A 12,505-nucleotide genomic window follows, 5' to 3' on the forward strand; every position below is an offset into this window, starting at 1 on the left:
TCGGGCCCGAAGCCGCGGCGGCCTGCGGAGTGATCGATTCCCTGGCGGCGGGCTTGGGCGCCGGGGAAGGTCCCGGACGCGCGGCGGGGGCCGGCTTCACGGCCGGGGATTCGCCGGTGCGCGCCGCGGGAGCGGCGGTCTCCTGCGCGGTGGGCGCCGGAGTGGGCGCCGACGGACGGGGACCTGGACGCGGGCCTCCGCCCGCGGGCTTGGGGGCCGGACGGCCGGACGGTCCGGGGCGTGCACCCGGCTTGTTGCCGTTGGACGGGGCGGATTTCGCCGCGAACGACTCACGCAGCCGACGTGCGACGGGAGCTTCCACCGTCGAGGACGCCGACTTCACGAACTCGCCCTGCTCCTTGAGCGTTGCGAGTAGTTCCTTGCTCGTGACACCGAGTTCTTTTGCCAACTCGTGCACGCGGGCCTTGCCTGCCACTGCTCTCCTCACTGAGAGGCCGAGCAGCGCCACCGTTGGGGACGGCGGCCCGCACGACCTCGGGTTATCTCCGATGGACGTTCATCGTTGGTACTTCACGGTGTGCTCATGAGTGCTCGTGCCTGTTCTCGAGGTAATGCTCCAGGGCTGAGATATCCAGATGTCCGGACACTCGTAGTGCTCTGCCGATCGCTCGGCGCCGCTCTGCCGCGCGCAGACAAGCCGAAAGGGGGTGCAACCAGGCACCCCGTCCGGGAAGTCTGCGCCGCGGATCGGGAACGATCTCGATGACGTGGGCGCCGTCTCCGGTCTCACGGTCCCGAGCCACGATCCGCAACAGATCGACGGCCAGCTCGCGCTTCCGGCACCCGATACACGTCCGCACCGGAGCCGCTGGGCGCCTGGGTGCCTGGTGCTGCTCGGTGGTGCGGTCGGGCATTGGAACCGAAGGCTCGGACTGAACCTTGGACCACTCTACCGCTGCCGCGCTCGGAACGCCGAACCCCTCCCCCGCGGAAGTTACGAACATGTCATCCCGAGCACTCCGCGGGCGGGCTCCGGTCAACTGCGATGCGCCTCCGTCCGGACGGATCCGCCCATGTCGGGCGCGGCATCGCTGCGGATATCGATGCGCCAGCCGGTCAGCCGCGCGGCCAGGCGGGCGTTCTGCCCCTCCTTGCCGATCGCCAGCGAAAGCTGGAAATCGGGGACCACGACGCGGGCCGCCCTGGCGTCGGGATCGACGATGGTGACCGAAACCACTTTCGACGGCGAGAGCGCATTGCCGACGAAGGTCGCCGGATCGTCGGCGTAGTCGATGATGTCGATCTTCTCGCCGGCCAGTTCGCTCATCACGTTGCGCACCCGTTGTCCCATGGGTCCGATACAGGCGCCCTTGGCGTTGACGCCGGGCACCGTGGTGCGCACAGCGATCTTGGAGCGGTGCCCCGCCTCACGGGCCACGGCGACGATCTCCACCGCGCCGTCGGCGATCTCCGGCACCTCCAGCGCGAACAGGCGGCGCACCAGGTTCGGGTGGGTACGCGACAGCGTGATCTGCGGCCCCCGCGGCCCACGGGAGACGCCGACGACGTAGCACTTGATCCGGTCGCCGTGTTCGTAGGTCTCGCCAGGCACCTGCTCGGCGGGCGGGATCAGGCCCTCCGTGCCGTGCAGCTCGCTACCGATGCGCACCACGACGGTGCCGCGGGCATTGGCGCGCGCGTCGCGCTGCACCACACCGCCGACGATGTCGCCCTCGTGGGTGGAGAACTCGCCGAAGGACTTCTCGTTCTCGGCGTCGCGCAGCCGCTGCAGCACGACCTGCCTGGCGGTGGTCGCCGCGATCCGGCCGAATCCCTCGGGGGTGTCGTCCCATTCGGAGATCACGTTGCCGTCGACGTCCAGCTCGCGCGCCATCACCCGGACCACGCCGGTCCGCTGGTTGATGTCGATGCGCGCGTTGGGCTGGTGGCCCTCGGTGTGGCGATACGCGGTGAGCAGCGCCGACTCGATCGCGGAGATCACGGTCTCGATCGAGATCCCCTTGTCGGCGACGATCGCGCGCAGGGCTTCGATTTCGATGTTCATTCCACGATCCCTTCGGTCGGCGAATCGGACGCTGTTACGGATTCGGACAGTGCATTCGGTGTTCCTCGGAGCTCCGCGGCGTCGTCGACCGCCACCGCGCCTTCCGCACCCGGGGCGGGCCGCCCCGGAACGATTCCTCCCGCGAGTTCCAGCTCCCGCGCGCCCGGCGGGGAGAACTCGACCTGGACGACGGCCGTGGCGATGTCGGCGAGCGGGACCGTCACCCGACGCGGGTCGCGTTTGCCGCCGAGCACCAGCGCCACCGAATCGCCGGTGAGCGCTCCGACCCTGGCCTCGAAGGTCGCCGAGCCCTCCGGCGGCTGCGCGCCTTCGCGCAGCCGGACGCGCACCTTCCGCCCGCGCGCCCGGCGCCAGTGCCGGTCCGCGGTCAACGGGCGGTCGATCCCGGGGGTGGTGACTTCCAGCAGGTAGGGCGTCTCGCCGAACTCGCCCGCCTCGTCCAGCAGCTCCGACAGCTCCGTGCTCAGACTCGCGAGGGAGTCCAGATCGGAGGTGTCGCGGTCCACGGTCACTTGCACCCGAGCCTGCGCGTCCACGCGCTTGCCCGCCGTCGAGATCTCGACGCCCTCGAGGTCGAATCCTCGGCGTTCGACGAGACCAGCTACGAGCTGGCTCACCCTTTCCTCGGTCGGCATCGGCATGTGGGGCGGCTCCTGGTTCAGTTGTGACGCGGCGGGAAAATTCTCTACCGAAGGTCTAGCGTAACGCGCCACGAGAGTGTAAAGGACCAGTGGTCGAGGAGTACGCACGCCACGGCGACGCTCGTCCGGCGCAGCCTCGCGAGTCTGGCACGATAGTGCCGTGCCCATCCGCCTTCCCGCCCCGCCGCGTGCCGGGCGCACCACCGGCATGCCATCCGACCGGCACGAGCCCCGCCGCACCGCCCTGGATCGCCGCAGCGCGCTGCGTCTCGCCGGCGGCGGAACGGCCGGGGTGCTCGCCCTCGGAGCGCTGGCCGGTTGCACCGGTGACGACGTGGTCCACGAGCCGGATCCGCTTGCCGCACAGGAGGTTGCGGCGCGCGCCGACGCCGCGGCCGCGACCGCGGCCATCGCCGTCGCACCCGACCGGCACGCCGCGTTGTCGGCGATCGCGGCCGAACGCACCGCACACGCCGACGCTTTGCGCACCGAGATCGACCGTGCGATCGGCGTATACGCCGACGGCACCAAACCGGCGCACCGCACACGCGCCAGTGCGTCCGGCCCTTCGGCCGTGGCTTCGGGCAGCGCCGCGCCGCCCGCCACGCCGCCGAGCGTGGATTCGCTGCGTACGCAGCTCACCGCCTCCCAGAAATCGTCGGCCGAACTCGCTCGCGCGCTGACCGGCTACCGAGCCGGTCTGCTCGCTTCGATCAGCGCGGCCTGCGCGGTCCAGACGGGGGTGTTGCTGGCATGACCGAGGACGAACGCCGAGCGCTCATCGACGCGCTGAACGCCGAATACGGCGCGGTGTACGCCTACGGGGTGATCGCCGCCTACGCCTCGCCCGAGCGCACCAGGCTGGTCGCCGAGCACACCGCAGCCCACCGGGCTCGCCGCGACACCACCGTGGACGCCCTCGCACTGGGCGGCGGGACGGCGCCGCCGCCGGACGCGGCCTACACGGTGCCGTTCGCCGTGACCGATCCGATCTCGGCCGCCCGGCTGGCCGTGACGGTCGAGTCCGACACCGCTGTCGCCTGGCGGTCGGTGGTCGAGCGCGGCGACTCCATGGCCATCCGGCGCACCGGTGTCGAAGCGCTCACCGAGGCCGCCGTCCGGCTGGCCGCGTGGCAGTCGATCCTCGGCGCGAATCCGCCCACGGTCGCGTTTCCCGGCAAGGCCTGACCCGGCGACGCGAACGGCGGCCGCGGACAGCTCGGGCCGCCGTTCGCTCGACGCGCGACTGCTACGGCCGCATCTCGTAGGCGCCGTCGTAGGACGCCACCTCGGCCCACACCCGGTCGAAGCGCGGGCGATCGGCGACCGGCGGCCGCAGCGCGGACGCGGCCCAGCCCTGCTGATCCGGTGTCGCCGACGGCTTGCCGTACAGCGCGGTGGCGTAGGCGTTGAAGTCGCGGACCTGGAAATCGAAGATCTGGTCGATCAGGTCACGGTCCAGGCCGGTGATCGCGGCCTGCTCCAGGATCAGCTGGCCGTAGACCACCAGGGAGAACAGGTGGCCGATGGTCAGCATGAAGTCCAGGTCCTTCTGCTGCGCGGCGTCCGGGGCCGCCGTGGTCAGCAGCGTGCGCAGCGCCTGTGCCTGCTCGTAGAACCGCGCGACGTTGGGGATGTCGGCGTGCTTGTCGTAGATCGGCGTCCAATCCGCGAAGCGCACCTTGCCCGCGCCCCGCGCCGGGCCCTGGCGCCAGAAGAACGCGTCGTCGGCCGCGTCCTGCCGGGTGCCGATCTCCGGGTAGTCCTGCGGATCGAACAGATAGTTGGGCATGAACTTCAGGATCTGCCCGACGTTCACGTGCACCGTGCCCTCGAGCCTGGGCAGGGTGCTGATCAGCCGCTGCACCTCGGCGAAGTAGGTGTTCTTCTCGAATCCCTTGGCGGCCAGCACATCCAGCAGCAGTGTCATGACGGTCTCGCCCTCGGAGGTGACCTTGGACTTCGTCATCGGGTTGAACAGCAGGTACCTGCGGTCCTCCAGGCTCGCGCTGCGGAAGTAGTCGATCGCGCGGTCGCTGAACAACTTCATCGCGATGATGCGCGCGTAGGCATCGACGAAATTCGCCCGTACATGCGGGAATTCGGTGACCGGGTTGCCGTAGAGGACGCGGTTGTTCGCGTGGGTGATCGCCTCGTGGAACGAGTGCTCGACCATGCCGATGCCGCCGTGGCAGAGGTTGAATTTGCCCACGTTCACGGTGTTCAGCGCCGCGGAGAAGGCTTCGGGGCCGGTGTGCAGGATGTCTTCGGCGCGCACCGGGTAGTTCTCCAGTCGGAAGGTGCTCACGTACATCTGCTGGTGCACGACGTTGCCGAGCAGGTGATAGTTCTCGTGCCGGGAGTCGGCGGCGAACCAGACGTACGCGTCGGCGCCGTCGAGATCGGCGCGGCGGGAGAACACCGACACCATGCTGGCCACGTTGCCGTTGCCGATGTAGTACTTCTCGCCGTTGGCGCGGAAGAGAATTCCGGCTTCGGCGTCCGCGCTGCCCGGCTCCGTCGGGGTCAGCACCAGGTCGGTGTTGTAGATGTCGGCGCCGTGGGTCTGCTCGGACAGACCGAACGCCATCACCTCGCCCGCGGCCAGGTCGGCGGCCGCGCGCTTCTTGGCCGCCTCGTTGTCGCTCTGCCAGATCGGTCCGAGACCGAGGATGGTCACCTGCTCGGCGTACCAGTACGCCAGGCCGTAGAAGCCGAAGATCTCCGACAGCGCCGCGTTGCGCGCGGCGTCCCAGCGGCGATCAGGGTCGCCGTCGGCGTATGCCGCGGGCGTCAGGAAGGTGGCGAACAGCTTCTCCTTCTTCACGAAGTCGAGGAAGTCCGCGGTCCACACCGCGTTCGCGTCGTCGGCGAGCAGACGCTGCTTGCCCCGGCCCTCGAACCACTCGATCGTGGCGCGCAACAGGCGCCGCGTCTCGGCGTCGAACTGCTGCGGGTCATAGGTGGCGGGGTTGAACAACCGCGCGTCGGTGTTTGTCATGCCGGTTAACTTACCAGCGGGTAACAGCAGTCCGGACCAGGTCTGCGGATCTGTGACCAGCGAATTCAGGTTACGGTCACGTAGGTGGTCATGGTTCGGCGCGTGCGCCTGCTCCGGCGGCCTTCGTACCTATGGCGAACGGCCCCCGGCAGCTGCCGGGGGCCGTTCGGGGAAAGGGATCAGCCGCGGACTCTGGCCACCACCGCGTCCACGGCGGATGCGGCGGGGAGTTCCTCGGTCTCGCCGGTGAAGCGGTCGCGCAGTTCGACCTTGCCCTCGGCCCAGCCGCGGCCGATCACCAGCACCAACGGCATACCGAGCAGCTCGGCGTCCTTGAACTTCACTCCCGGCGAGGCGGTGCGGTCGTCGAAGAGCACGTCCAAGCCCTGCGCGTGCAGTCCGGAGACCACCTCTTCGGCGCCGTCGCGGGCCGCGTCGTCCTTGTTCGCGATGACGACGTGCACGTCGTAGGGCGCGACCGCGGCGGGCCAGCGCAACCCCTTGTCGTCGTGCTGCTGCTCGGCGATCACCGCGACCATGCGGGAGACACCGATGCCGTAGGAACCCATGGTCAGCCGCACCGGCTTGCCGTTCTCGCCGAGCACGTCCACCTCGAACGCGTCGGTGTACTTGTTGCCGAGCTGGAAGATGTGGCCGATCTCGATGCCCCGGGCCGCAACCAGCGTGCCGCGGCCGTCGGGCGAGGGATCGCCGTCGCGGACCTCGGCCGCCTCGATGGTGCCGTCCGGGACGAAGTCGCGGCCCGCGACCAAGCCGACCACGTGCTTGCCCGGCGCGTCGGCGCCGGTGATCCAGCTGGTGCCGGTGCCGACGCGGGGGTCGACCAGGTAGCGAACCCCGTTGGCTTGCAGCGCCTTCGGGCCGATGTAGCCCTTGACCAGGAACGGGTTCTCGGCGAAGTCCGCTTCGGTGAGCAGTTCCACCTCGGCCGGCTCGACCGAGGCGCCGAGGCGCTTGTCGTCGACCTCCCGGTCACCGGGGACGCCGATGCCGACGATCTCGGTCTTGCCGTCCGGGTGGCGCAGCTTGACCATCACGTTCTTCAAGGTGTCGGCCGCGGTGACCGGGCGGCCGTAGCGCTCGGCGATGCCCGCGCCGTTCGCCCAGTCGACCAGCGTCGCGATGGTGGGGGTGTCCGGGGTGTCGTGCACGACGGCCTCGGGCTGGCCTTCGATCGGCAGCGGTTCGGGAGCGGGCGTGACCACCGCCTCCACATTGGCCGCGTAGCCGGATTCCGGGCAGCGCACATAAGTGTCCTCGCCGACCGGACTGTCGGCCAAGAACTCCTCCGACGCGCTGCCGCCCATCGCGCCCGAGGTGGCGGCGACTATGACGTACTTGACCCGCAGCCGGTCGAAGATTCGCTGGTAGGCCTGGCGATGCGCGTGGTAGCTGGCCTTGAGGCCGTCCTCGTCCAGGTCGAAGGAGTAGGAGTCCTTCATCACGAACTCGCGCCCGCGCAGGATGCCCGCGCGCGGACGCTCCTCGTCGCGGTACTTGGTCTGGATCTGGTACAGCGTGACCGGCAGGTCCTTGTAGGAGCTGTACTCGCCCTTCACGGTGAGCGCGAAGAGCTCCTCGTGGGTGGGGCCGAGCAGGTAGTCCGCGCCCTTGCGGTCGCGCAGCCGAAAAAGGCCGTCGCCGTACTCGGTCCACCGGTTGGTGGTCTCGTACGGTTCGCGCGGCAGCAGCGCGGGTAGCGAGATCTCCTGGGCTCCGATCGCGTCCATCTCCGCGCGCACCACGTCCTCGACCTTGCGCAGCACACGCAGGCCCAGCGGCAGCCACGAGTAGACACCCGGGGCGACGCGGCGCACGTAGCCGGCACGGACCAAGAGTTTGTGGCTGGGCACCTCCGCGTCGGCGGGATCGTCGCGGAGAGTGCGCAGGAACAGGCGGGAGAGGCGGGTGATCACGGAAGCACAGGGTAGTCGCTGGCCGGACGCCGGTCCCAGCGCATTACCGTATTCGTTCGTGCTGGTCCTGCTGCCTCCCTCCGAAACCAAGTCCGACGGCGGGGCCGGGGCGCCGCTCACGCTGGACTCGCTGGCGATGCCGCAGCTCACGGCGGTGCGCACCCGGCTGATCGAGGAAGTGGTGCGGTTGGCGGCCGACCCGGAGCGCTCCCGCACCGCGCTGGGCCTCGGCAAGGGCGCCGACGGCGAGATCGCTCGCAACGCGGCGCTGCGCACCTCGCCGACGCGTCCCGCCCTGGAGCGCTACACCGGCGTCCTCTACGACGCGCTCGACGCACGCTCGTTCACCAAGGCCCAGCGGGCGAAGGCGTATGCCCGGCTCGGCATCGGCTCCGCGCTGTTCGGCGCGGTCCGCGCCGGTGACCCGATACCCGCCTACCGCCTGTCCGGCGGCTCGAAACTGCCCGGCCTGCCGACGCTCTCGGCCGTCTGGCGCGACGAACTGCCCGCGGCGCTGCACGCGGAGGCGGCGGGCGAACTCGTCGTGGACCTGCGTTCGGGCACCTATCAGCAGCTGGGGCGGGTGCCCGGCGCGATCACCGCGAACGTTCTCACCGAGCACCCGGACGGTTCGCGCACGGTGGTGAGTCATTTCAACAAGCACCACAAGGGCTTGCTCGCACGGGCCCTCGTGCTCACCAGGGCCGAACCGGTTGACGTGCGGGGTGTCGCGCGGGTGGCGGCCAAGGCCGGGTTGCGGACCGAGATAGCCTCGCCCACCGAGCTTTTGATCATCACCTGAACGCGTCCGGCGGTTCGGTGGTGAGCGCGGCGAGTTCCGCCCGGGCGGCGTCGTACCAGCGCGGCGCCGGGTGCGTCCGGAATTGATGTTCGGCCGGCCTTCGCAGGACCGCCGCCCCCGGCTGCGCGACGTTTGCCCCTCGCTCACGTCACCCACACCGGCCGGCCAGCGGTCTGCCGCCGACGACTCCGGTCCACCGGCTGCGCAGCATCCGCACCGCGGCACATCGGGCACGGAGCGAAACATCGACGGATCGTGATGGTCACCGCTGATTCCGTCCCGATCGTCGGCACATCGGGAAGGGTGTATGCCGGACAGTGGTAGTCGGGCCGCCCTCCGGTCCCTGATCGGAAGCGACGCGAACCCACAGCACCGCCGATGCTCACCGATCGAATCGAGGAGACATGCAGACCATCGCACACTGGCTCGACGGCAAAGCTTTCGCGGGCACCAGCGAGACGACCGCACCGGTGACCAACCCCGCGACCGGCGTGGTGACCGGGCAGGTCGCGCTGGCGAACGTCGCCGACGCGCGCGCGGCCGTCGACTCGGCCGCGAAGGCCTTCCCGGCGTGGCGGGACACCTCCCTGACCCGGCGCACCCAGATCCTCTTCCGCTTCCGTGAGCTGCTGAACGAGCGCAAGGAGGAGCTGGCCCGGCTGATCACCGCCGAGCACGGCAAGGTTGTCGCCGATGCCGTCGGCGAGGTGGGCCGCGGCTTGGAGGTCGTCGAATTCGCATGCGGCATACCGCATCTGCTCCAGGGCGGCTACACCGAGAACGCCTCGACCAAGGTCGACATCTTCTCCATCCGCCAGCCGCTCGGGCCGGTCGCGATCATCTCGCCGTTCAACTTCCCCGCCATGGTGCCCATGTGGTTCTTCCCGATCGCCATCGCCGCGGGCAACACGGTGGTGCTCAAACCGAGCGAGAAGGACCCGTCCCCGTCGCTGTGGCTGGCGCGGCTGTGGGCCGAAGCCGAACTGCCCGCGGGCGTGTTCACCGTGCTGCAGGGCGACAAGGTGGCGGTCGACGAATTGCTGGACAACCCGGGCGTCAAGGCCGTCTCGTTCGTCGGCTCGACACCGATCGCCCGGTACGTCTACCAGCGCGGCACCGCCGCGGGCAAGCGGGTACAGGCGCTCGGCGGCGCGAAGAACCACATGGTGGTGCTGCCGGACGCGGACCTGGACCTGGCCGCCGACGCCGCGGTGAACGCCGGTTTCGGCTCGGCGGGCGAACGGTGCATGGCGATCAGCGTGGTGGTCGCCGTGGGCGGGGCTGCCGACGATCTGGTCGGCAAGATCGCCGAGCGGGCCGGGACCATCAAGACCGGCGACGGCACCCGGGGCGCCGACATGGGTCCGCTGGTCACCCGCGCGCACCGCGACCGAGTCGCCGAGTACATCGCGGCGGGCGAATCCGCCGGAGCCACCGTGGTTCTCGACGGCCGCGGCGTCGAAGCGGACGGTGCGGCCGACGGCTTCTGGCTCGGGCCCACGATCCTGGACCGGGTCACCGCCGATATGAGCGTCTATACCGACGAGATCTTCGGACCCGTGCTGTCGGTGGTGCGCGTCGACAGCTACGACGAGGCGCTCGCGCTGATCAACGCCAATCCCTACGGCAACGGCACCGCCCTGTTCACCAACGACGGCGGCGCCGCTCGCCGCTTCCACAACGAGGTCGAAGTCGGGATGGTCGGCATCAACGTGCCCATCCCGGTTCCGATGTCGTATTACAGCTTCGGCGGCTGGAAGAACTCGCTGTTCGGCGACGCGCACGCGCACGGCGCCGACGGCGTGCGGTTCTTCACCCGCACCAAAGCGGTCACCACCCGCTGGCTCGATCCCAGCCACGGTGGACTGAACCTCGGCTTCCCGCGGAACCGGTAGGAGCGCCGAGGCGACTCACCAGATCGACGCCCGCGCCGGGTCGCGTCGGTGACCCGGCCTGGCGAGCCGAACTCGCTCGTTACGGCGATCAGATGCCGTGCGGCACCAGCAAGACGAGCGGGATGCGGCGGGTCGTTCGCTTCTGGTAGGTCTCGTAGCCCGGGTAGGCCGCGACCACCTCCGGCCACCGCCGCCCGCGTTCGGCCGCGGTGAGGACGTGTGCGGTCATCGACCGGGTGGGGCCGTGCTGGAAGGACACCTCGACCGCGGGATGGGCGCGCAGGTTGTGGAACCAGTCGGGGGAGATGTCGTCCCCGCCCCGGGAGGCCACGATCAGGTAGCTGTCGCCGTCCACGACCGGGACGGTGAGAACGACGGTGCGCGGCAGCCCGCTGCGCCTGCCGGTGGTGGTGAGCGTCAGGGTGGGCATCTTCTTGAAGCGGGTGCCGACCCGGCCGCCGGTGCCGTCGAGCAGCTTGCGATGCAGGGTGGTCACGGTCTTCAGGTACAGGTCGGTGACGGTGCGGCGGGCGTCCGGCATGGGTGCTCCTCGGTCGGATGGGACGGTCGAGGACAACGGTCCGGATCCGGCTTGTGAACGACCAGTAGCCGATCAGCGGTCGAGTCGCTCGCGGGCGGCGGCGATCCAGGCGGGGTTGCCGCAGCGGCGGGCGACGCGCAGGGCGGCCCGGTAGTGCTCGGCGGCCGTGCCCGGCTCGCCGCGTAGCGCGGCCAGGTCACCGAGCACCGTGTCCACCGGACCCACGACGTAGGAGCCGGTGTCGGCGCCGCCGAGGCGATCTCGATAGGGCAGCAGGTCACGGTAGAGTGCGTCGGCTTCCTGCCGCGTGCCCAGCGCCGCGACCGTCATGCCGCGCAGAGTGAGGAAGAACGAGCGGAACACATCGCGCCGGACCGGTCGAGCGCGCCGCCGGACCCGCTCGGCCGCCGCGCGATCGCCGGTGGCGAGCAGGGCCAGCACCTGGAAATCCACGGTCGCGTCCACGGTTTCGGGGGCGGCGCTCTCGGCGAATTCGCCGATCAGATCGACCAGTTCCCCGGCCCGTCCCTGAGACAACCGCACTGCGAACAGTGCCATGGCAAGAATCCCGCCCGCGTTGATGATTCCCGCGCGGTTCAGCAGTTCGGCGGCCTGTAGATAGTGCTGCTCGGCGGCGGTCGAATCCCCGGCCGCCAGGGCCAGCAGCCCCCGTGCCATGGCGTTGGCCACCTGCGCTTGGCGCCACTGGTAGCGGTCGGCCTGCACGGTGGCCGCCTCGAGGTGCTCGCCTGCGGCGGCGAGGTCCGCGGCGAAGGCGGCGGCCTGGATCGAGATGGTGTGGCCCAGCACCAGGTAGACGCCGTGGTCGTTGCGCCGACCGATCTCGATCAGCTCTGCCCCCAGCGGGCCCCGCTCCGGGGTGTCGTAGAGCGATGCTCGGGCTTGCAGTACCAGAGCGAGCAGGGAGTCGTCGCCCAGTTCGCGGGCGATCGCCTCGGCTTCGGCGGCGGCTCGGCCTGCCCGTTCGCCGGCCACGCCGCCGATCTCGTCGACCAGGGTGACCAGCAACCGGCACCGGTCGGCGGGCATGAGGCCGGGAAAGCGCAGTGCGCCCTCGAGCCGGGCGACGACGCGGTCTTCGACCACACCGTAGAACCGGTTCAGCCACGGTGTCGGTGTGTCCCAGGCGCTGAACGCCCGCACCAGCAGGTCGGGCCGGCCTGCTTCCTCCGCCGCTGCGGCGGCGCGGCTGCGAGCACCGCGCGCGGCGAGGCCTGCGCCATCGGCGAGGTGACTGCGACCGGCCCGGCACAGCAGCTCGACCCGTTCCGCGACGGTGTCCGCGCCGATCTGGCGCTCCAGGGCCGCGACGGCGCGTTCGTACCCGGCGGCGGCGACGTCGTGGGCGTAGCGCCGCTCGGCCCGTTCGGCCGCGGCCACCGCGTAATCGGCGGCCCGTCGCGCCGTCAGCGGGGTCACCGATTCGCCGTAGTGGTGCGCGAGGGCGGCGACATCCCCCGGAGCTATCTCCTCGATCGCGGCAGCCACCCGCCGGTGCCACCGGTCGCGACGGACCCTCGGCAGATCCCCGAGCAGTGTGTCGCGAACCAGGATGTGGGTGAAACGGCCGCGGCCGCTGGCCGGTTCGTCCAGCAACCCGGCCAGGACACCGGCCTCCAC

Annotated in this window: 11 protein-coding genes and 1 pseudogene; 4 read left to right on the plus strand and 8 right to left on the minus strand. The window is 70.4% G+C overall.

Going from position 1 to position 12,505, the window contains the following annotated elements:
* The 4 genes from ON21_RS18240 to rimP all read right to left on the minus strand — a co-directional run.
* A partial coding sequence (locus tag ON21_RS18240) for a translation initiation factor IF-2 N-terminal domain-containing protein (protein WP_039799392.1) occupies positions 1 to 436 on the minus strand: 436 nt, incomplete at its 3' end.
* Between the two features lie 106 nt (positions 437 to 542).
* Complete coding sequence (locus ON21_RS37190; RefSeq protein WP_083880709.1) at positions 543 to 875, minus strand: YlxR family protein; 333 nt, start codon at positions 873 to 875, stop codon at positions 543 to 545.
* Positions 876 to 997: 122 nt separating this feature from the next.
* Complete coding sequence (nusA, locus tag ON21_RS18245; protein WP_039799393.1) at positions 998 to 2,026, minus strand: transcription termination factor NusA; 1,029 nt, start codon at positions 2,024 to 2,026, stop codon at positions 998 to 1,000.
* Positions 2,023 to 2,688, minus strand: coding sequence for a ribosome maturation factor RimP (rimP, locus tag ON21_RS18250; protein WP_039799394.1), 666 nt, complete (start codon positions 2,686 to 2,688; stop codon positions 2,023 to 2,025). Before rimP ends, nusA begins: the two co-directional genes overlap by 4 nt.
* Before the next feature lie 208 nt (positions 2,689 to 2,896).
* Here rimP and ON21_RS18255 point away from each other — a divergent pair, with 208 nt between their 5' ends.
* Entirely contained in the window at positions 2,897 to 3,445 is a 549-nt protein-coding gene (locus tag ON21_RS18255) for a hypothetical protein (RefSeq protein ID WP_039799403.1), read from the plus strand.
* Positions 3,442 to 3,876: a ferritin-like domain-containing protein gene (locus ON21_RS18260; protein WP_039799395.1), complete on the plus strand. Its 435-nt coding sequence runs from the start codon at positions 3,442 to 3,444 to the stop codon at positions 3,874 to 3,876. The genes ON21_RS18255 and ON21_RS18260 overlap by 4 nt, the downstream gene beginning before the upstream one ends.
* Before the next feature lie 61 nt (positions 3,877 to 3,937).
* On the opposite strand, the gene ON21_RS18265 is transcribed toward ON21_RS18260, so the two are convergent.
* Together ON21_RS18265 and ON21_RS18270 are read right to left on the minus strand one after the other, a co-directional pair.
* Complete coding sequence (locus ON21_RS18265; RefSeq protein WP_039799396.1) at positions 3,938 to 5,689, minus strand: acyl-CoA dehydrogenase family protein; 1,752 nt, start codon at positions 5,687 to 5,689, stop codon at positions 3,938 to 3,940.
* A 179-nt stretch (positions 5,690 to 5,868) separates the two neighbouring features.
* Entirely contained in the window at positions 5,869 to 7,626 is a 1,758-nt protein-coding gene (locus ON21_RS18270; RefSeq protein WP_039799397.1) for a proline--tRNA ligase, read from the minus strand.
* Positions 7,627 to 7,684: 58 nt separating this feature from the next.
* Here ON21_RS18270 and yaaA point away from each other — a divergent pair, with 58 nt between their 5' ends.
* A complete protein-coding gene (gene yaaA / locus ON21_RS18275; RefSeq protein WP_039799398.1) occupies positions 7,685 to 8,428 on the plus strand; it encodes a peroxide stress protein YaaA in 744 nt (247 codons plus the stop codon).
* A gap of 404 nt (positions 8,429 to 8,832) precedes the next feature.
* On the plus strand, positions 8,833 to 10,323 hold the full coding sequence (locus ON21_RS18280) for a CoA-acylating methylmalonate-semialdehyde dehydrogenase (protein WP_039799399.1): 1,491 nt from the start codon (positions 8,833 to 8,835) through the stop codon (positions 10,321 to 10,323).
* Positions 10,324 to 10,411: 88 nt separating this feature from the next.
* Here the strand turns inward: ON21_RS18280 and ON21_RS18285 are convergent, their stop codons facing one another.
* A complete protein-coding gene (locus tag ON21_RS18285; RefSeq protein WP_039799400.1) occupies positions 10,412 to 10,864 on the minus strand; it encodes a nitroreductase/quinone reductase family protein in 453 nt (150 codons plus the stop codon).
* Positions 10,865 to 10,936: 72 nt separating this feature from the next.
* A pseudogene (locus tag ON21_RS18290) lies at positions 10,937 to 12,505 on the minus strand (transcriptional regulator); the annotation flags it as partial.

This window comes from Nocardia araoensis NBRC 100135, assembly GCF_000308435.1.
Lineage (GTDB): Bacteria > Actinomycetota > Actinomycetes > Mycobacteriales > Mycobacteriaceae > Nocardia > Nocardia araoensis.